The organism is Maribacter spongiae (assembly GCF_047345125.1).
Taxonomy (GTDB): Bacteria; Bacteroidota; Bacteroidia; order Flavobacteriales; family Flavobacteriaceae; genus Maribacter.
Genome location: NZ_JBLFEQ010000005.1, coordinates 221,231 through 242,156 on the forward strand (window position 1 = coordinate 221,231; position 20,926 = coordinate 242,156).

General features: G+C 40.4%; 19 protein-coding genes. 8 read left to right on the forward strand and 11 right to left on the reverse strand.

All coding sequences use genetic code 11. The features are described from left to right. The first annotated feature begins 45 nt into the window (after window positions 1-45). Window positions 46-2,544: an ABC transporter permease gene (locus tag ACKWB9_RS09155; protein ID WP_414002777.1), complete on the forward strand. Its 2,499-nt coding sequence runs from the start codon at window positions 46-48 to the stop codon at window positions 2,542-2,544. 287 nt (window positions 2,545-2,831) lie between these two features. Further along, window positions 2,832-3,089, forward strand: a complete 258-nt coding sequence (locus tag ACKWB9_RS09160; RefSeq protein WP_414002716.1) for a hypothetical protein — start codon at window positions 2,832-2,834, stop codon at window positions 3,087-3,089. A 252-nt stretch (window positions 3,090-3,341) separates the two neighbouring features. Here the strand turns inward: ACKWB9_RS09160 and ACKWB9_RS09165 are convergent, their stop codons facing one another. The 8 genes from ACKWB9_RS09165 to ACKWB9_RS09200 form a co-directional block, all read right to left on the reverse strand. Continuing rightward, window positions 3,342-4,556 (reverse strand): sensor histidine kinase, encoded by a 1,215-nt coding sequence (locus ACKWB9_RS09165; RefSeq protein ID WP_414002717.1) that lies wholly within the window; start codon window positions 4,554-4,556, stop codon window positions 3,342-3,344. Window positions 4,557-4,732: 176 nt separating this feature from the next. Further along, a complete protein-coding gene (gene secA, locus ACKWB9_RS09170) occupies window positions 4,733-8,095 on the reverse strand; it encodes a preprotein translocase subunit SecA (RefSeq protein ID WP_414002718.1) in 3,363 nt (1,120 codons plus the stop codon). A gap of 215 nt (window positions 8,096-8,310) precedes the next feature. After that, window positions 8,311-8,535, reverse strand: coding sequence for a DUF2795 domain-containing protein (locus tag ACKWB9_RS09175; protein WP_027064442.1), 225 nt, complete (start codon window positions 8,533-8,535; stop codon window positions 8,311-8,313). A gap of 137 nt (window positions 8,536-8,672) precedes the next feature. Further along, window positions 8,673-9,248, reverse strand: a complete 576-nt coding sequence (locus tag ACKWB9_RS09180; protein ID WP_414002719.1) for a cob(I)yrinic acid a,c-diamide adenosyltransferase — start codon at window positions 9,246-9,248, stop codon at window positions 8,673-8,675. A 323-nt stretch (window positions 9,249-9,571) separates the two neighbouring features. Beyond that, on the reverse strand, window positions 9,572-10,090 hold the full coding sequence (locus ACKWB9_RS09185) for a hypothetical protein (protein ID WP_414002720.1): 519 nt from the start codon (window positions 10,088-10,090) through the stop codon (window positions 9,572-9,574). Window positions 10,091-10,202: 112 nt separating this feature from the next. Further along, entirely contained in the window at window positions 10,203-10,439 is a 237-nt protein-coding gene (locus tag ACKWB9_RS09190) for a hypothetical protein (RefSeq protein ID WP_414002712.1), read from the reverse strand. A gap of 258 nt (window positions 10,440-10,697) precedes the next feature. After that, the gene (locus tag ACKWB9_RS09195; RefSeq protein ID WP_414002721.1) at window positions 10,698-12,572 is read right to left on the reverse strand and encodes an ABC-F family ATP-binding cassette domain-containing protein; all 1,875 of its coding nucleotides are present in this window, start codon (window positions 12,570-12,572) and stop codon (window positions 10,698-10,700) included. A 25-nt stretch (window positions 12,573-12,597) separates the two neighbouring features. Beyond that, complete coding sequence (locus ACKWB9_RS09200) at window positions 12,598-13,779, reverse strand: lipoprotein N-acyltransferase Lnb domain-containing protein (RefSeq protein ID WP_414002722.1); 1,182 nt, start codon at window positions 13,777-13,779, stop codon at window positions 12,598-12,600. Window positions 13,780-13,955: 176 nt separating this feature from the next. Here ACKWB9_RS09200 and ACKWB9_RS09205 point away from each other — a divergent pair, with 176 nt between their 5' ends. The 6 genes from ACKWB9_RS09205 (at window position 13,956) to ACKWB9_RS09230 (ending at window position 18,144) form a co-directional block, all read left to right on the forward strand. After that, window positions 13,956-14,711 (forward strand): CDP-alcohol phosphatidyltransferase family protein, encoded by a 756-nt coding sequence (locus ACKWB9_RS09205; RefSeq protein ID WP_414002723.1) that lies wholly within the window; start codon window positions 13,956-13,958, stop codon window positions 14,709-14,711. A 37-nt stretch (window positions 14,712-14,748) separates the two neighbouring features. After that, a complete protein-coding gene (locus ACKWB9_RS09210) occupies window positions 14,749-15,462 on the forward strand; it encodes a helix-turn-helix transcriptional regulator (RefSeq protein ID WP_414002724.1) in 714 nt (237 codons plus the stop codon). A gap of 49 nt (window positions 15,463-15,511) precedes the next feature. Next, a complete protein-coding gene (locus tag ACKWB9_RS09215; RefSeq protein WP_414002725.1) occupies window positions 15,512-15,970 on the forward strand; it encodes a GyrI-like domain-containing protein in 459 nt (152 codons plus the stop codon). A 5-nt stretch (window positions 15,971-15,975) separates the two neighbouring features. Further along, the gene (locus tag ACKWB9_RS09220; protein WP_414002726.1) at window positions 15,976-16,344 is read left to right on the forward strand and encodes a DUF1801 domain-containing protein; all 369 of its coding nucleotides are present in this window, start codon (window positions 15,976-15,978) and stop codon (window positions 16,342-16,344) included. Window positions 16,345-16,389: 45 nt separating this feature from the next. Continuing rightward, window positions 16,390-16,791, forward strand: coding sequence for an RDD family protein (locus tag ACKWB9_RS09225; RefSeq protein ID WP_414002727.1), 402 nt, complete (start codon window positions 16,390-16,392; stop codon window positions 16,789-16,791). 90 nt (window positions 16,792-16,881) lie between these two features. Beyond that, window positions 16,882-18,144 (forward strand): MFS transporter, encoded by a 1,263-nt coding sequence (locus tag ACKWB9_RS09230; RefSeq protein WP_414002728.1) that lies wholly within the window; start codon window positions 16,882-16,884, stop codon window positions 18,142-18,144. A 21-nt stretch (window positions 18,145-18,165) separates the two neighbouring features. Here the strand turns inward: ACKWB9_RS09230 and lptB are convergent, their stop codons facing one another. The 3 genes from lptB to ACKWB9_RS09245 form a co-directional block, all read right to left on the reverse strand. Next, window positions 18,166-18,906, reverse strand: a complete 741-nt coding sequence (gene lptB, locus ACKWB9_RS09235; protein WP_414002729.1) for an LPS export ABC transporter ATP-binding protein — start codon at window positions 18,904-18,906, stop codon at window positions 18,166-18,168. 120 nt (window positions 18,907-19,026) lie between these two features. Continuing rightward, window positions 19,027-19,839, reverse strand: a complete 813-nt coding sequence (gene tatC / locus ACKWB9_RS09240; protein WP_414002730.1) for a twin-arginine translocase subunit TatC — start codon at window positions 19,837-19,839, stop codon at window positions 19,027-19,029. Between the two features lie 32 nt (window positions 19,840-19,871). Continuing rightward, window positions 19,872-20,837, reverse strand: a complete 966-nt coding sequence (locus ACKWB9_RS09245; protein ID WP_414002778.1) for a KpsF/GutQ family sugar-phosphate isomerase — start codon at window positions 20,835-20,837, stop codon at window positions 19,872-19,874. Window positions 20,838-20,926 lie beyond the last annotated feature (89 nt).

Sequence of the window (20,926 nt, forward strand, 5' to 3'; positions counted from 1 at the left end):
GAATTTGTCCAACCCTCCGGGGCATCCTTTAGATGGTTGTTGAAAATGGCTTGGAGAGATGGCAGGGCGAGTGGCAAACGTCTCCTTTTGTTCATGGCTTCCATTGTTCTGGGTATAGCGGCAGTAGTATCCATACAATCTTTCGGCGAAAATTTAAAAGAAAATATAGGGTTGCGGTCCAAAGTTTTAATGGGTGCCGATTATCGGATAGATAGCAACCAACCTGCCAATAAAAAGGTCCAGAGTATTATTGATTCCCTTGGTGGTGCAGATGCTATGGAAGTGAAATTTAACTCCATGGCCGCTTTTTCCAAAAATGGGGCGACAAAATTTGTTCAGGTCAGGGGAATGGAAGGCGATTTTCCCCTTTATGGAGAATTGGAGACCGAACCTTTGGAAGCTGCGCATACGTATCGCCAAAAGGGTGGAGCACTTGTAGATGCCACGGCAATGTTACAGTTTAATTTAAAACCTGGCGATAGCATAAAATTGGGGACCGTTACTTTTCCAATAATCGGTTCGTTGATCAAAGCTCCCGGAAGCATAGGTATAGGCTCATCAATTGCTCCCCCGGTAATAGTTCCCTTTCGGTTTATGGAACCTAGCGGTCTTTTGCAAAGAGGAAGCAGGTTGGAATATGATTATTATTTTAAGGCACCAGACGCAGATCTTGAAGCTTTGGATAAATTCGTAGACCCGCTTCTGGATGTCGAAAATGCGGATATGGACACCCATACGGACACAAGCCGACAATTGGGCCGGAGGTATGATAATATAGGTCGCTTTTTAAATTTAGTAGCTTTCATAGCCCTGCTCTTAGGTTGTGTCGGCATTGCCAGCTCCGTACATATCTATATCAAGGAGAAGTTAAGGGCCGTTGCCATATTAAAATGTCTTGGAGCTTCACGAAAACAGACATTCGTGATTTTTTTGATACAAATTATAGGTATGGGTTTAACCGGAGGTGGTATTGGAACAATCTTAGGATTGCTCTTGCAAAGATCTTTCCCATTTATGTTACAGGGGTTTTTACCCTTCGAAGTCCAAATTTCCACCTCGTATCAAACTATTGTAATAGGCCTTGTATTGGGCGTTTTCATGTCGGTCTTGTTTGCGTTGGCACCGCTCATAAGCACATGGTACGTCTCCCCCTTACAAGTGCTCAGGGTACAGGAAAATACGGATGTCAAATCCAGACCGGTAAGATTGGCCGTATTTGGATCCATACTGTTCTTTGTTTTTCTTTTTGCACTTTGGTTGCTGGGCAATTTTAAATTTGCACTGGGTTTTGTCTTGGGCATTCTGATTACTTTTGCCGTTTTATCGGGGATTGCACTATGGTTTATGCGAATAGTGAAAAGATACTTTCCAAAATCCTGGAGTTTTACCGCAAGACAGAGTTTATTGAATCTTTTTCGTCCCAATAACCAGACCGTAGTTTTGATATTGGCCATAGGAATAGGTACTTTTTTAATAAGCACGTTATACTTTACAAAGGACTTTTTATTGGCAAAAGCTACCTTGGAATCCAAGACCCAAAGCCCTAATATGATCATGTTCGATGTTCAGACCGATCAAAAGGAAGCCATCGCTAACGCCATAAGGGTAAAAGGGTTGCCGGTATTGGAGAACATGCCCATTATTACCATGCGGCTTCAAAAAATAAAAGACCGCAGTGCAAATGAGATAAGGCTTGATTCTACCTCTGGCATCAACAAATGGATTTTGAGTCATGAATTTAGAGTTACCTATAGGGATATGCTTATAAGTTCTGAAAAGTTGATGGATGGTAATTTTAACGCTGAAGTGCTTCCAAACAGGCCTATTCCCATTTCGTTATCGGATAATGTTGCAAGGGATGCCCAGGTCGTGGTGGGGGATACACTCTTGTTCAATGTACAGGGAATGCTCATGGAGACCATGGTGGGCAGTATCCGAGAAGTGGATTGGGGCAGGATGCAATTGAATTTTTCCATTGTATTTCCACCCGGGGTTTTGGAAAAGGCGCCACAATTTCATGTACTTGCGACCAATGCTCCCAATAAGGCCCTATCGGCAAACCTGCAAAAGGAACTGGTTCAAAAATTTCCCAATGTTTCTATTTTAGACCTAAGACAAATACTGTTGCTTATTGAAGGGATACTTGATAAGATTTCATGGGTCATTGGTTTTATGGCCTTCTTTAGTATTATTACCGGGATTATTGTGCTCATAGGATCTGTAAGGAACAGCAAATACCAACGCATAAAAGAGAGTGTACTGTTGCGGACCATTGGGGCCAAGAGTGAACAAATCCTAAAAATTATCGCTTTGGAGTATCTCTATTTGGGTGCTTTAGGTAGTGGCATAGGCGTTTTTTTAGCTCTGATCGGTAGTCAATTACTGGCCCGTTTTGTTTTTGAAGTACCGTTTGTTCCCTCTTGGATTCCATTTTTGATCGTAATGCCAGCGATTACATTATTGGTATTAGGTATAGGGTTGTCCAATAGTCGAACCATATTAAGGAGTCCGCCTTTACGAGTACTACGGAAAGAGATAGTATAGCCCGGTAATTTCATTATTTTATATACAGGGGGTTTTGTTTCCCTTAAACAAAAAAATCGAACCGGTTTTCCAATTTATTGTGTGTATTAATACGGATATCGATGTTGCTTTTCCGATTAATCACCTTTTTTTTCGGTAAGTTGATTTTTTCCTTAAACGCATTTATCGATACTTTTTCGCACTTTATCCTAACTTTTCGAATTGAACGAAGAATACTGTAATTCAGCGATATACGGATAAGTGAGCGCTGATATCGAGGTTATCTTTATATAACCCAAATCATTAGTATGAAAGCTGTTCTAACCCTAATCTTAGTTCTTTTCTTAAGTGCCACTTCTATGGCACAACAAATAAAAAGTAATGATGAAGTGGATGTTATTAAAATGGGCGTTGTTTTGGCTACTGGTCATAGTGCTGATATCACTTTTGAAAAGATTACGGTCAATACTCGGAATACAATAGTGCGTTTATACCGCTATAAAAATTCTCGGGTAAAAAAAGAATTGGCCTTTGTTACTAAGAAGAACAGGCCAAAATTGGCATGATACCTAAATTAATTAACCTACGGTACATCTGTACCGCTCTAAATTTAATGCTATGTTATTATTTGTTTTATCGATCCCCGTTGTTTTAGTAATCAGTCATTTGTTAATTTTTCCAAAGACCAAAGGAACGCTACGGCCCATTAAGGTTCCGGTAGATAAGCGCAGGCCGTAATCTATTTAAACCGGTTTGCGATACCAAATCGGCCCCGGCCCTTTTGAACATTTTAGGGGAAATTTGTCAACAAGGTATCGTTAAACAACCGGTGATAATTGTTGCTTTATTTCCTGAAACCTAATAATGTAATTGGTCCCTTTTTTACTATTGTCCCTTTTAATGGTTCCTTTTAGTTGCCGGGTCAAATTATGAATGAGTTTTAGTCCCAAAGATTTGGTGTTCTTATGGTTAATGGTCTCTGGAAATCCAATTCCATTATCCCCGATACTTAGTATATACTCTTTGTTTAACTCTTTTTTCAGGGCGATATGGATTTCCCCGCCTTTATCATTCGTCATACCATATTTTAAGGAATTGGTGAGTGCTTCATTGATCAATAGACCAAGGGGTATGGCCGTGTCTATTCCTAATTTAATATCTGGGATGTCTATTTTCAAATCGACTTTACTTTCTATGCCCTTGATAGATTTTATAAGGTATTCACCAAGTTCCTGCACATAGGATTTATATTCAATATGGGCTATATCCTTACGCATATAGAGCATTTCATGGACCATTGCCATAGAAATGACCCTATTTTGGGTACTTTTAAGGATATTTTTCATTTGGTCATCTTTTACATTTCTGGATTGAAGACTCAACAGACTGGATACGGTCTGCAAATTGTTTTTGACCCTATGATGAACTTCTTTTATCAATGTCTCTTTTTCTTCCATCTGCTGCATCAGCCCTCTTTTTGATTTATAAAGGGTGTTATGGGTCTTTAACAGGTTTTTTCCAAAAATATTCCCCAAAAGATACACAGAGAAAAGTACTGATAAAAGACTGAAAATATTTCTTGACCTTTCCGGTATTACGTTCTCCGTAAAAGTGAAATCCGGAATGCTTTGTGAAAAGATGAGTATGACCAGAAAGAAAATAAGGTTTAAATAAATCTGCCCATATTTTCTAGTAGTAACATAACCTGCAAATACAATAAGGGCCAAAGTGAATATGAAAGAACTGTTGATTCCACCACTATACAGGGTAATAATAAAGGCACTGATAAGTGCCATTACAGAAGAAACGTTATAAGTAAGCGTGAGTGAATCATGTCTTTTAAAAAACCATGTGTTTATAAGATTTAAAATTCCAAAGGTTATAAAAACAAAGGGAATAATTTCAGTAACCGATAGCACGAAATAACAGATAAGGGCAAACACCAAGGCCAATATACTTGATACATAGTTGACCTTTATAACAAGTTGAATCTTGTCTTTTAAGCGTTCTTGGTCAATATCAAAATCCTTCATAGCATCCGTTTAGTTATTTGGTTTTGGGAACTTTTGATATTGTAAAACTAATTATGTTTTGCATTTAAAAGCAAAACTTTTGTAAAAATTAAATCTCGGGAATAGCGGACGGCTTATATATGATGCGATAAAAAAGGCGACCGATAGGGCCGCCATTTGTGTTATCATATTGAGGATTAATCTTCTGTAAGTACCCATTCCCCTTTGTCGATAAGAGGTTCCGCCTGTTTGTATTTTACGGTTTTACTTTCGCCGGACATCACATTTTTAATGGTAACCCGTTCATTTCTGCCTATTTTCGGTCGCTCGCGTGTAATGGTCTCGGTAACTGCCGGGCGTTGTCGTTGCATTTGTCCGGCAGCTCTATTTTGTGCCGCCAGTTCATCGCTGTTCGGGATTTCTTCCTTAGTGGTCCTTAAATTATCTTTAGGGCGCCTTACATTTCTGGCTTCCTGGATTTCATTTGGATTTCCGGAAGGTAACTCTCCTTTAAAAAGAAAGGAAACCACTTCTTTGTTCACCTTCTCGATTATGCCTTTAAAGAGTTCAAAAGCTTCGAACTTATAAATAAGCAAAGGGTCTTTTTGTTCGTGTACGGCCAATTGAACCGATTGTTTCAGTTCATCCATTTTTCGAAGATGTGTTTTCCAGGCATCGTCAATAATGGCCAGGGATATATTCTTTTCAAAATCCGTGACCAATTGTTTGCCATCACTTTCGTACGCTTCTTGTAGATTGGTAACAACATTCAATGTTTTTACACCATCCGTAAAAGGTACTACGATGCGCTCAAATTTATTCGCATTGTCCTCATATACTTGTTTGATGACGGGAAATGCCGCAGCGGCATTGCGTTCCATCTTTTCTTTATAATGCTCGTAACCCGATTTGTATATTTTCCCGGTGATTTCCTGAGCACCTAACTTTCCAAATTCATCCTCGGTAACCGGTGAGGTCATGGAAAAGTACTTGATCAGTTCAAACTCAAAGTTCTTGTAATCATTGGCCGCTTTATTGCCTTCTACTATGACTTCGCAGGTATCATATACCATATTGGCAATATCCACTTTTAAACGCTCCCCCTGCAAGGCATGTCTTCTTCGCTTGTAAACGACCTCTCTTTGGGCGTTCATTACATCATCGTATTCCAAGAGGCGTTTACGAACCCCAAAGTTGTTCTCCTCCACTTTTTTCTGAGCGCGTTCTATGGATTTGGTCATCATACTATGCTGAATGACCTCACCTTCCTCAAGGCCCATCTTATCCATCATTTTAGCGACCCTATCGGAACCGAACAGGCGCATTAGGTTATCTTCCAGGGAAACGTAGAATTGTGAGCTTCCCGGATCTCCCTGACGACCGGAACGACCTCTCAACTGCCTGTCCACCCGGCGGGAATCATGACGTTCCGTCCCGACTATGGCCAGACCACCGGCAGCTTTTACGGCATCCGTTAGTTTAATGTCCGTACCACGCCCTGCCATATTGGTAGCAATGGTCACCACTCCCGGATTACCGGCCTCCGCAACCACGTCCGCTTCTTTTTTGTGCAGCTTGGCGTTCAATACATTGTGTGCCACTTTACGGATGCCCAGCATGCGGGACAGCAATTCCGATATTTCTACCGATGTAGTACCGATAAGCACTGGTCTGCCTGCCTTGCTCAGTTTGGTAACTTCATCGATTATGGCATTATATTTTTCTCGTTTTGTCTTATAGATCAGATCATTTCTATCATCTCGGGCAATGGGTCTGTTGGTGGGTATTTCCATAACGTCCAACTTGTAGATTTCCCAGAATTCCCCCGCTTCGGTAATGGCCGTACCTGTCATACCGGCCAGTTTGCCATACATTCTAAAATAATTTTGAAGTGTGACCGTGGCGAATGTTTGGGTCAGGGCCTCGATCTTTACATTTTCCTTGGCTTCGATAGCTTGGTGTAATCCGTCCGAATAACGACGGCCGTCCATAATACGTCCGGTCTGCTCATCTACGATCATTACCTTATTGTCGATGACCACGTATTCCACATCTTTTTCAAAGAGCGTATAGGCCTTTAAAAGTTGGCTCATGGTATGGATACGTTCACTCTTTACCGTAAAGTCTTTGAACAATTCCTCTTTTAATTCGGCCTCTTCCTCTATTTCCAGGTTCCGTTGCTCGATCTTGGCGATTTCCCCACCAATATCGGGCATTACAAAGAAGTCCCGGTCCTGCTCACCGGAAATGTAATCCACCCCCTTATCGGTAAGTTCTATTTGATTATTTTTCTCATCGATAACGAACAATAGGTCTTCATCTACTTTGGGCATTTCCCTGTTGTTGTCCTGCATGTAAAAATTCTCCGTTTTTTGCAACAGCTGTTTTACGCCCTCCTCACTTAGGAACTTGATCAATGCCTTATTTTTGGGAAGGCCCCGATAGACCCGTAACAATAAGAAACCGCCTTCTTTGGTATCCCCTTCGGCGATCAATTTTTTTGCTTCGGCCAAAACCCCGGTCAAATGTTGGCGTTGTTTTTGAACAATTTCGCCCACTTTGGGTTTCAGTTCATTGAATTCGTGTCGGTCACCCTCTGGCACGGGTCCAGAGATGATCAAAGGTGTACGGGCATCATCTACCAGTACGGAATCTACCTCGTCCACAATGGCATAGTTATGGGGCCTTTGTACCAAATCCTTTGGTGTATGCGCCATATTATCCCTTAGATAATCAAAACCGAACTCATTATTGGTCCCATAGGTTATATCTGCATTGTAGGCCATGCGGCGACCATCGGAATTGGGTTGATGATGGTCTATACAATCCACGGATAATCCATGGAATTCAAAAATGGGTGCCATCCAGGCACTATCCCTTTTTGCCAAATAATCGTTGACCGTTACCAAATGCGAGCCATTACCGCTCAAGGCATTTAAATACAGCGGTAAGGTGGCCACAAGGGTCTTACCCTCACCCGTCTGCATCTCGGCAATTTTGCCCTGGTGCAGGGCTATACCCCCAATAAGCTGTACATCATAATGTATCATGTCCCATGTTACTTCCTTTCCGGCAGCATCCCAAGAGTTTTTCCATATGGCCTGATCGCCATCTAGGGTTACGTAATCTTTACTGCCCGAAAGTTTTCTGTCATATTCCGAAGCGGTCAGGGTAATGGTTTTATTATGGGTAAATCGTTTGGCCGTTTCTTTTACCACGGCAAAGGCCTCTGGTAAAATAGTATTTAAGGCTTCTTCCGATAGTTTATATGCTTCTTCCTTTAGCTTGTCTATTTCGGTATAGATATCTTCATTTTTATCAATGTCATTGGATTCTTCTACTTCTTTTTCCAAAGTATTTATCTGTTCGGTCAACGCTTTATAGGAATCCTTTACCGTTTGTTTAAAGTCCAGGGTCTTTTGGCGCAACTCATCATGACTTAATTTTTCGAATTCGTTTTCAAATGATTTTATCTGGTTTACCAAAGGCTGAAGTTCCTTTACATCTTTTTTGGATTTGTCCCCAACAAAGGCCTTTAATACGGAATTAATGAAACTCATGTTCTATTTCAGTTAGGATTGAAACCCATGGTATGTAAAATTCCCATATGGATTTCAAAAAATTATTTGCAGACGGTAAATATGACCGACAATTCTATTAGACAAAAGGTATTCCAGTCTTTGTTTTGAATGGAATTTCCCTGTTAGACTGCCAAAATTACATAAAAAAAAAGCCTCCGAAGAGACTTTTATGCAGTAATTATGATGCTAAAATATTAATATTCGTCCTCGTTCCAAAGGTAATCTTCCTCTGTTGGATAGTCCGGCCAAATTTCTTCGATAGACTCATAAATCTCACCCCCTTCTTCCTCCATGGACTGTAAATTTTCAACGACCTCCAAAGGAGCACCGGTCCTAATGGAATAGTCTATTAACTCATCCTTGCTGGCCGGCCATGGCGCATCACTTAAATACGATGCTAATTCTAATGTCCAATACATGGTAATAGTTTGATTTTAAAATTTTTGCAAAAATAATTTTTAAAAATAAACAGCCAAGACATTTTGTAATTATTTATAGCTATTTATCAACATAATTTTTGCATTGATAAATTGATAACGAAGAAATTATGGAATTATTAGTCCTTTTTTTCAGGAATCCATTTCACTTCTTCTACTTTTAAGTCATTTGACAATTTTCGTGCCAAGACAAAAAGATAGTCGGACAACCTGTTGAGGTAAGATAAAATGGTATCGTCAAAAGGTTCATTTTCATACAAAAGTGTAGCCGTTCTTTCGGCTCTTCTGCAGACGGTTCGGGCAATATGACAGTATGACACGGTTGTATGCCCGCCAGGAAGGATAAAATGCGTCATGGGAGGGAGTTCACTGTCCATAATATCGATGGCACTTTCCAATATTTCAATATCGGTTTGCGAAATTTTTGGAATGTTCAAACGTTCCTTGCCGTTTTTTAGCATCGCTTTTTGAGGGTCCGTAGCCAAAATAGCCCCCAAGGTGAATAGCTTATCCTGTATACGGGCCAATTGTTTTTTGCTGTGTACGGCAATTTGTTGGTCACGTAATAGCCCCAACCACGAATTGAGCTCGTCTATAGTTCCATAACTTTCTATGCGCATATGATGTTTGGGGATGCGTGTTCCGCCAAACAACGCAGTTTTGCCCTTATCTCCTGTCTTGGTGTATATTTTCATTTTAAAATTCGGGTATCAAGTTCAAGTGTCGAGTTTAAAAAAGTTGATAAGTTCATGGATCGATCTGTTTGGGTTCTGGTATAAGTACTTTTTTGCCCACTGCCCACTGCCCACTGCCCACTGCCCACTGCCCACTGCCCACTGCCCACTGTTACCTATCCTTTATTCTTACGTTTGTAATTCCCCATGAATTCTCTGGACTTTCGTTCTTTAGACTTTCTCCGATTCATTATGCCGATTACAAGGTAAATGGCAAATAGAACCCCGAGTACAATGTAAATAGTATTATCCATCTTCTGATCTTCTTGATTAAAATTAGTGGTTTAAATCCGTATCTTAAAATGTTCTTTTGCCTGCTCCCTCCTAAAAAAAACAATACCACAATAATATAGATCTATGGTTACGGTAACTTGGTCCAGGTTTTTAATCGCTTTCCAGCGTTGTGTCCGTGCCTTGTTCTTGTAAATACCTTCCAATAATAGCAGGCTGTCATTATGGATATGTTTTTGGGAGACCGTTTTGAAAGGCTTGCTCAGGGCATCCGCATAGATAATATCAAAAGGAGATTCCCGATAGTTGAGATCTTGGAAAATTGAATCCAGTTTTATTTTTAATTCTTCGGAATGGTTTACCAACCCTACTTTTTTAACATCAAAATATGCTATGCTTTTAACCAGGACATTTTCAGTAACGGAAAGTTTCTTACTTCCTTTTTTATATAATCCTTTGGTCACAAAACTGTAAATGAAAGGGGAATGAACACCATGTTGGTTGGTGGCCGAGAACAGAAATTTTAAACGGGCAAGGAAGCGATACACTTTATCGGTGTCAAAATTTCCCAAATGTACTAATACCTTTCAACTTTGGTTTGAATGTTTTTTGAATTGTTTTGGCGACTTTGATGTTTTGTGAATTTTTATTTGGATAGGGCAAGCCATTCTAGAGGGTAAGGTATTAAGCCATTTTGGCCTTGTTCCTTTTGGTAGTGAAGGAAAGGGCCTTCTTTACCCTGGCGTTCTTGAACTTGTACAACCTGGCAACCTCGGCCTTGGTCTCCGTATCCAGTTCGTAAGCGGTCTCGGTAACGATGGTCATCCCAATAGTCTCGACCTTGACTTCGGCAGTGGTGGACTGTGCCTGTGCGGCGATCCCGATGAAGATGGTGAAGATGATGGTGGCTATTGTTTTCATGACTTGCGTTTGTTACACTATTATAACTTGCGCAAGCGTATTTCAAGGGGTCGTGGATCGGTGAAGGGCACCCGATTCTCGTTATCGGGCAAAAGCTCGGATTAAGTGTAAAATCCACTCGATTAACGGCACCCCGCCCAAAAACACCTTACCGGAAAAAGAGGTCGTTTAACGGTATTTAAATGGATTAAAAACTTTAAAAACCTTGTGTTTGATGATTAATAGATGGTTTTAAGTCAATTTTAGTTAAGAGAAATACTAGTGCGCTTCCATTTGTGCGGATAGTTCAAACCAACGTTCTGTTTTTAAATCAATGGAATCCGTAATTTCCTGAAGTTCTATGGAAAGCACATTGATTTCTTCTCCGGATAGGGAATCCCCTAAAAATTTATTCTGCATTTCTTTCTTTTTCCCTTCCAATTTTTGGATGTCCTTTTCTAGCTGTTTGTATTCCTTCTGTTCTAAATAAGATAGTTTTGTTCCCGAGTCGGGATTTTTCCATTGGGTCTTAGGGGTATTGGTTCGTGATTTTTGTTCCCGCTTTTCCATCACTTGGCTATCCTCATAAGCCCTGTAGTCCGAATAGTTGCCCGGGAAATCCTCGATTACTCCTTCACCTTTAAAAACAAATAGATGATCTACGATCTTGTCCATAAAATAACGATCGTGGGAAACGACCAGAAGGCACCCCTGAAAATCCAACAAGAAACTCTCCAATACATTTAGGGTAACAATATCCAGATCGTTGGTGGGCTCGTCAAGGATCAGGAAATTGGGATTCTGGATCAAGACCGTGCAAAGGTATAAACGTTTGCGTTCCCCGCCACTTAGCTTCTCTACAAAGTCATATTGTTTTTTTCGGTCAAAAAGAAAACGTTCCAATAACTGTTGGGCGGATATTTGCCTTCCTTTCATCAAAGGAATGAAATCCCCGAATTCCCGGATTACATCTATTACCTTTTGCCCTTCTTTAATGGTAATCCCTTTTTGGGTGTAATAACCGAATTTTATCGTGTCTCCCACCACTACTTTACCATTGTCCGGTTGATCTCTCCCTGTTAGAATATTCAGAAAGGTGGATTTCCCGGTACCATTTTTGCCAATAATCCCTACACGTTCCCCTTTGGTGAAACTATATTCGAATTTCTCCAGAATGGGTTTGTTCGGATAGGATTTGGAGACCTTGTGCAGTTCCAGTATTTTACTCCCCATCCGTTCCATGTTGAGCTCTAACTGTACCTGATGTTCTTTTCTGCGCTGATTGGCCCTTTGCTTTATGTCGTGAAAATCATCTATGCGCGATTTGGATTTTGTAGTGCGCGCCTTTGGTTGACGCCGCATCCACGCCAATTCTTTTTTAAAAAGGATCTCGGATTTATGCTGTTCTACCGCTTCTTGTTCCAGGCGTGCATCTTTCTTTTCTAAATAATAGGAATAATTGCCTTTATAGGGATAAAGTATCCCATTATCCAATTCCAATATTTCATTGCAGACACGTTCCAGAAAATAACGATCGTGCGTTACCATGAACAAGGTCATATTTTCTTTGGCAAAATAACCCTCCAGCCATTCTATCATTTCCAGATCCAGATGGTTGGTAGGTTCGTCCAAGATCAAAAGATCGGGTCTGTTGATAAGGGCATTGGCCAGGGCCAGGCGCTTTTTTTGCCCGCCCGAAAGCTTACCTACCTTGGCATTAAGATCTTCTAGCTTTAGTTTATAGAGGATTTGTTTGTACTGGGTCTCAAAATCCCAGGCCTCAAAACGGTCCATGGCCTCAAAGGCCTTTTGATAGGCCTCCGCATCTTCGGGGTCGGCCAGTGCTTTTTCATAATCGGAGATGACCCGCAATACTTCATTGTCCGATGCAAATATGGTTTCTTCCACACTCAGGTCAGGGTTCATATCCGGTTCTTGTGCCAAAAAAGAGACCCGAATGCCCTTTCTGTAGTTTACCTGACCGTTATCCGGGCTGTCCGCACCGGAAAGGATGTTTAAAATGGATGTTTTACCACTCCCGTTTTTGGCGATCAGCGCAATTTTTTGATCCCTGTTTATTCCAAAGGACAGCTTGTCAAAAAGGACCAGTTCACCATAGGATTTGGAAATATTTTCAACGGTAAGTAGATTCATGTTTTTTAAATTTCAAATATAAATGTCAGGCGTTCGGTTTTAAGTTTTTAATGGAACATCTTAATAAAAACGCATATCTGATTCCCAATGCCATAAGAATAAAAATAATCAATGGCGAAAAGATCTGTATTTGGAGTGTCCAAATAATCAGGACCAAAAAGAGAAGCCCCAATAAAGCCCATAGATAGTTGTTGCTCCATGATGGGATTGATTTTTTTAATACGATAAAAGCAAAAAATAGGTTCAATGGAAATGCCCAAAGGATATTAAAGTTATTGACCGTAGGCTTGTGGTCCGTTAAAAACCATAAAAAGAACAATAACAGGCCCGCAGCTCCCGTCATAAAAAATAAACCAAAATCCAGCCATTTGCTTCGAGTGTTCTTTTTAAGGTTGAGAAAGGTTACATACAACACTAGCATCAAGAATATGGAAAGCCAAAACATTGGTGACAGCAAAAAAATGGCAGCCCCAACAGGCATTTTTTCAGTTAAGATCAAATGATCTTTGGTTACTAAAGGCTTGTCTTTTATAGTAGTGCCGGATAATTGGCGATAAACATATTCCGGAAGGAACATATGCTCTTTTACACTGGCTTTTTTGTCAATGGAAGTACCCAAAGCCAGATCAATACCAAAACCGGACCATGTATTGGTCTTTACTTTTTGATGGATCAATTGGCGAAAGGTAAATTGTTCTTTCAAATGGTCATTGGCAAAATAAATTTTGTCCTTAAACACGGTTTTAAGGATTTCCGGGATTTTGGTAGCGCAATTATCAAAGAAAAAATCATACGAATAGTTCCTGTTTTCCGGCAAGAAATTGTTCTCTAGAAAGGTGAACAATTGTTTTCTTTCCTCTAAAGTAAGGTTGAGCATTTGTTCACGCACAAAACGGTTTTCCTGCCTATATTCCTCTATTAAGGAAGAAAACTTCCTGCCGCCCATGCTATAGGTTAATTGCCCTTGAATGAACTTTAAATAAAAACCATCCTCAAATGAAGCAAAATTGCCATAATCAAAAACAATGTCAAGGTCCAATGAAGGTTCCTGTATGCGAATAGCGGTATGTCCAAATTTGGAATAGAGATCATCGCCCGGCCCAAAAGTCAGTATACTTATTCTGGATAGGGAGGTCAGTTCAATTTTCTTTTGGGAAAAACCTATTGAACAAAAAAGAATAAAAACAAGGCCAATTTTTTTTAGCATCCACAATGAATTCGATCCATGGACAAAGATGCGAATAATAACCAATTTAATCCATAATGGTTTTTTATAATTCACTTGATTGAAAAAGGGTTTAAATAACGAAAGGAATTATAGTATTTTTAAGGTGTAATTTAAATCGGCACGCATAATAATAGTGCTATTGAACAAACGACCTTATGCAAAAACACATCCCCAATCTCATAACCCTTTTGAATGTCTTTTGTGGTTGTGTGGCCACCGTTTTTGCCGTTCAGAACAAATTGGAAGAGGCTGCATTATTTGTAGTGCTCGGTATCTTCTTTGATTTTTTTGACGGATTCGCCGCCCGAATCTTAGATGTGAAAAGTGATTTGGGCCTGCAATTGGATTCTTTGGCCGATGTGATCACCAGTGGCCTGGTTCCCGGGATCGTGATGTTTCAACTCTTGGCGATGGCCCAAACCGGAGATGGGGGAGTAGGGGAAGGCGTTGTTTTGCAAAACCCTGAAACATTTCAGATAAGCACTTTACTGCCTTTTTTTGGTTTTGTTATTACCATGGCCTCTGCGTATCGTCTGGCCAAGTTTAATTTAGATGAAAACCAGGTGTCCTCCTTTATCGGTTTGCCCACACCGGCCAATGCACTACTGATTTTATCGCTCCCTATGATTTTATTTTATCAGGATAACCATACTTTGGGTACTATTATTTTAAATCAATGGTTTTTGATGGGAATCACACTTTTAAGTGCCTTTTTGCTCAATTGTAACTTATCTTTGTTTGCGTTAAAATTCAAAAACTGGACTTTTAAGGACAATGCCTTACGTTACATTTTTCTTATAATGAGTTTGGTGTTTTTAATGACCATGCGGTTTTTGGCCATACCTTTTATCATTCTTTTTTATGTATTGAGTTCTTTGGTGAGCAATTGGGATTTGAGTGGTAAAAACTGAAAATAAAGCTGCTCACCGCTTTAAAGATACTAATGGAATGTCTGAAGAAAAACCACGCTTGGCCCGGTTAACGGCCATTATTACACAATTGCGATCTAGGCAATTGGTAACGGCAAAAGCCATTGCCGAAGAACACGGGGTAAGTATCAGAACGGTGTATCGTGACATTCGCACCCTTGAGAAGTCGGGTATTCCCATCATTACGGAAGAGGGTAGGGGGTATTCCTTAATGGAGGGTTTTCAATTGCCTCCGGTCATGTTTTCCGAAGAAGAGGCGAACGCACTCATCATTGCAGAGCATCTCATTCTTAAGAACAAGGATGCGTCCCTTGTTGAGAATTATAAAAATGCCATTACCAAAATAAAATCGATCTTAAAAAACAGCCAACAGGTCAAAACGGAGTTCCTTTCGGAGAGGATACAAGTACGAAACAATACCGATGATGAAAAGACGAGCGATTATCTGATACAATTGCAATCCACGATAGCCAATTTTCGCCTCGTTAAATTAAATTACGTGTCTTTGGATAATAAAAAGACAGAACGTACGATCGAACCTTTTGCGTTGTACACCACTCAGGAGAATTGGATTTTGATAGCATTTTGTAGATTGAAAAATGATTTTAGGGCATTTCGATTGGATCGAATTCAAAAACTTCAAGTTGGCCCGGAACATTTTAAACCTCATAAAATAACATTGGAACAGTATCTGGAAGCGTGCAGAAAAAAATGGGACCCACCCCTGACATAAGGTTGACACAGGACTCATTTACATTTGTATAAACTAAAAACAAGAGATTATGCAAAACGTAAAAATTGGCCCTTTTAAAATTATAGGAACCTCCGTAAGGACCAATAATAAAAAGGGTGGGGCAGGCCAACAAATACCGGAATTGTGGAATGAATTCATATCCGAAAACATAGCGGACAAGATTCCGAACAAGGTTGATGGTGCCCTATATGCACTGTACACGGATTATGAAAGCGATCATACCGGGTTTTATACAACGATTATAGGTTGTAAGGTGAAAAATTTAGATACGATTCCCGAAGGAATGATAGGAAAATCATTTGATGGCGGAAACTATGTACAACTATCTGCCAAGGGCGATTTAACCAAGGGAGTGGTCATTAACAAATGGCTTGAAATCTGGGAAATGGACTTAGAGCGTGTTTATACCGTAGATTATGAAGTATATGGGGAAAAAGCACAACATCCGGCCGATGCCGAGGTAGATTTTTTAATTGCCGTAAAGTAGATAAGATGGACCCGGAATCGGAGAATTATTATCTTGACAAGGAGGAACCTAACAAAGGTTGCCTCCTTGCATTGCGCAGGATAATTTTGGAACAGGACGAGAAAATTACGGAAACCCGAAAATGGGGAATGCCCTGTTTCTGTTACGGGAAAAATATATTTTGTTATCTCTGGACGGATAAAAAGACCGATGAACCTTACCTTCTTTTTGTAGCAGGGAAGTTTTTGGATCACCCTGAATTGGAGAAAGGGAGTCGTTCAAAGATGAAGATTTTCAGAATAAACCCCCATAAGGATTTGCCCGTAAAAACGATAGAGTTACTTCTTAATGAAGCCTTGAACCTGTACAGGAACGGTATTATTAAAACAAAATAAAAGAGATTTGATATATCTTTATAGGAGATTATTTTCCCCGACCGTATGAAAAATGAATATGCCTTATTGCCAGATCGTGTAAAAGCGGCATTTATTGATAGCCTTATCATGGTAGCTGCTATGTATGCCACTACGGAGATTTTTGCCTTGTTCGAAGAAGTCCATGTTATTTTTAAGATCATTTCCGTTGCTTTTATTTTTGCCCTTTATGAACCGCTTTTTATTAGTTTTTATGGAGGTACTATCGGCCACTCCTATATGGGGGTTACCGTAAAACGGGATAGCGATAGTGGCAAAAATGTCATTTTTCCATTGGCTCTTCTGCGATTTATATTAAAGTATACTTTGGGATGGTTGTCTTTTTTGACTGTGACCGGCCATGAAAGAAAAAAGGCGATCCATGATCTGGCCGCAAATTCGGTCGTTCTAAAAACAAATGAAAAATAAGGTGAAAGTACATATTTTGCCACTTCGCTTTTAGCCCTCGGGAATTGCCCTTATCTTCATACCCCTGTAAACCCGTTTGAACCATTTACTTTGTCCAAAAAGGATACTTATACGAGCGCCCCTTGGTCTTATTTGCTATTGCTTATTTTGGCAGGAGAGACCGTTTTTATTCTTCCCTTTGTACTTGCCCGGGTATTTCGCCCTACGGTTTTGGAAGTTTTTGAATTGACCAATACCCAATTGGGATTATGTTTTTCTATCTATGGCATAACCGCATTGGTCTCTTATCTTTTTGGAGGTCCTTTGGCAGATAGATTCCCCCCTAGAAAGTTGATGGTGCTAGCCCTTTGGATGACGGCTTTGGGCGGGTTGGTATACGCCGCTTTTCCGGGTTATATGGTTCTTAAGGTACTCTACGGCTATTGGGGTTTTACCACCATCTTTTTGTTTTGGGCGGCCATGATAAAAGCTACCCGAATATGGGGCGGTTCCGCGGCCCAGGGAAAGGCCTTTGGATTTTTGGATGGGGGCAGGGGATTGGTGGGTGCCCTGTTCGGGGTTATGGGCGTTTTTATCTTTTCGATCGTTATAGGAGAGAAAACGATTACCGCGGATCTGGCGCAGAATAGGGAGGCTTTTCGCTACGTAATTTTAAGCTCGGTCGCCATGGTTGCACTGGTCGGGGTCTTGGTATGGTTTTTTATGAAATTGAAAACCGAAGAAGCACCATTGGTATTGGAAAAAATCACTATTTCAGAAGTGCGTACGGTTCTAAGGCTTCCTGCGGTATGGTTGTTAATGATTATTATTCTTTGTGCCTATGTGGGTTATAAGATTACTGATGTATTTTCGCTCTACGCCAAAGATGTAATGCTATATGATCAGGTACAATCTGCCCAAGTGGGGACCTTTCTTTTGTTTATTCGCCCTATAATAGGAGTGATCATCGGGTTTTTGGCAGATCGCTCCAAAAGTAGTATATGGCTTGGCGTTAGTTTTGTAATTACCTTTATCGGGGCTTTGTTGTTCGCTATCGGCTTAATCTCGGCTTTTACCACAATCTTATTCTTTATTTCCATTCTTGTGGTCGCCGTTGGTGTTTATGCGGCGCGATCATTATATTTTGCGGTGATGCAAGAAGGACACATTCCTTTAACACTTACCGGTACGGCCGTAGGACTGATTTCTTTGATAGGGTATACCCCGGATATTTTTGCAGGTCCCGCTATGGGTTATTTATTGGACCGGTATCCTGGGGCGGAAGGACACCAATTGGTGTTTTGGATGTTGGCCATTTTCTCTTTTATAGGGGGAGTAGCTTCTTTTTATTATTATTGGATTCACCGCAAATAAATGGCAACATCTCTATAAGGTTTAAAAATCCAACTTCTTTTTTCTGAGTTCAAAGTTCTGCCCCAGATATACTTTGCGGACCATTTCATCGGCGGCCAGATCTTCCGGGACTCCGGATTTTAAAATCCCTCCCTCGAACATTAAATAGGACCTTTCCGTAATGGCCAGGGTCTCCTGTACGTTATGATCCGTGATGAGAATACCTATGTTCTTGTTTTTGAGTTGTGCCACAATACGCTGTATGTCCTCTACCGCTACGGGATCTACACCGGCAAAGGGTTCGTCCAACAGAATAAATTTAGGATCCGTTGCTAGGGCGCGTGCAATTTCCGTACGTCTACGTTCCCCACCGGACAATAGATCACCCCTGTTTTTCCGAATATGCCCAAGACCGAATTCCTCTATGAGCGATTCCATTTTCATAAGCTGTTCCTTTTTGCTCAGCTTGGTCAATTGCAATACGCTAAGAATATTCTTTTCAATACTCAACTTTCTAAAAACGGAAGCTTCCTGTGCCAGATATCCTATCCCGTTTTGGGCTCTTTTGTACATGGGGAACTTGGTGATTTCCATGTTATCCAGATAAATCTTACCGCCATTGGGCTTAATAAGTCCAACGATCATGTAGAAAGAAGTAGTTTTTCCGGCTCCGTTAGGCCCTAGAAGACCCACAATTTCACCTTGGTTGACCTCTAAGGAAATACCTTTGACCACACGACGGCCACGATAGGATTTCATGATGTTTTCGGCACGTAATTTCATATGCTCAAATCTAAACCTATTTCAGGTTACGAAAAAGGTTTTATCGTTTATTTAACCTCGTTTGTTAGAATCCTCTTAGTATTCAATATGCTTTATATAAGTGGTTTGCCTTAAAGATTTTTATTGTTTTTCCTTTGCTTTTTTCGCTTCCTTTTTCGCTTCTCGTTTTAATACTCTGGCAGATATATAAATACTGATTTGATAAAGGATCAATACGGGTATGGCAACAATGATCTGGCTGGTTACATCGGGTGGCGTGATGACCGCAGAAAATATCAGTACGACCACCAAGGCTATTTTTCGATATTTTTTCATGATCGCGGGAGTTACCAGCCCCACTTTCGTTAAAAAGAAAATAATAATAGGCAATTCGAACAAAACACCACAAGCTATAACAGAAATTTTTATATTTCTGGCAAAAGAGTCCAAATCGATTTCATTAAATATTTGTTCACTTACTTGATATGTTCCCAAAAAGTTTATAGATAATGGGGAAACTATATAATATCCAAAAAGAACACCAAGAAAAAAAAGGATGGATGCGATAAAAATAAATCCTCTCGAATTTTTTCGCTCCTTTTCATATAGCCCCGGACTGATAAATTTCCAAAGTTCATAAAGTACATAGGGGAAACCAATGATAAACCCGGCCCAAATAGAGGCCCAGATATGGGCCGAAAACTGCCCGGCCATTTTCCGGTTTTGTATGGTAAACGGAAGCTCTTGAGCACAAAAAGTCGAATCAAAACCTAAGGACGTGGCGATATCACAGAAAAACCGGTATGTGGGAAAATCCATTCTTGAAGGCCCCAAAAGAAGAGTGTCAAAAATAAATTTTTTCATAAAGAACGCAATACATCCTATAATGACTATAGCGAGCGTAGATCGGATCAAATGCCATCTCAGCTCTTCCAGATGGTCTAAAAATGACATTTCGTTTGGTGGAGTCGTACTTTTTGAACCCATTATATAATACCTTCGTTTATTAAGTTGTGAAGATGAATTACCCCAACATAACTATCATTCTCCATGGCCAATAGCTGGGAAATACCTTTTTTCTGCATCAGTTCAAGGGCTTTGATCGCTAGAGTATCCGTAGTTACGGTTTTTGGATCGGCGGTCATGATATCCCTAGCGGTAAGTGCTTTGATATTGTCGTATTTGTTCAACATACGTCGTATATCACCGTCCGTGACGATCCCGACCACTTTTTCGCCATCTAAAACGGCGGTAACACCCAACATTTTCTCGGAAATCTCAACAATTACCTTTTTTACTTCCGTATCCGATTGAACCTTGGGAAGCATGTTGTTCTTTACAATATCCGCTACGCGCAAGTATAGTTTTTTGCCCAATGTGCCACCGGGATGGTATTTGGCAAAATCCGTGCTGCTAAATCCCCTAAGTTCCAGTAATACGATGGCAAGGGCATCCCCTATGACCAATTGCGCCGTGGTACTCGTTGTAGGGGCCAATCCATTGGGGCAGGCCTCTTTTTCCACAAAGGTGTTGAGTACGAAATCGGCCTGTTTGCCTAAAAATGAATCGGGGTTCCCCGTCATTCCTATCAATTTATTTTTCCCTCTTTTGATCAAGGGAACCAACAGTTTGATCTCTGGTGTACTACCGCTCTTGGAAATACAGATAACGATATCGTTGTCTTGAATGGTACCTAAATCCCCATGAATAGCATCTCCGGCGTGCATAAATATGGCAGGTGTCCCCGTAGAATTTAAGGTAGCTACAATTTTAGAGGCTATAATGGCACTTTTTCCGATACCGGATATAACGACCCTGCCTTTGGATGCGATAATACAGTTTACGGCATCTGCGAAATCGCCATTTAACAATTGGGCAAGATGACCAATGGCATCGCGTTCCGTTTCAATAGTTTTTCTGGCTATATCAAGAATGGTGTTCGCGGATGTCAATGTATTATTCAATTTATGAATTGTATTCCCCAAAGATTATCTTATCTTTAAGATTGCAAAATTAAACAAACTTAATTTTATAAGATGTT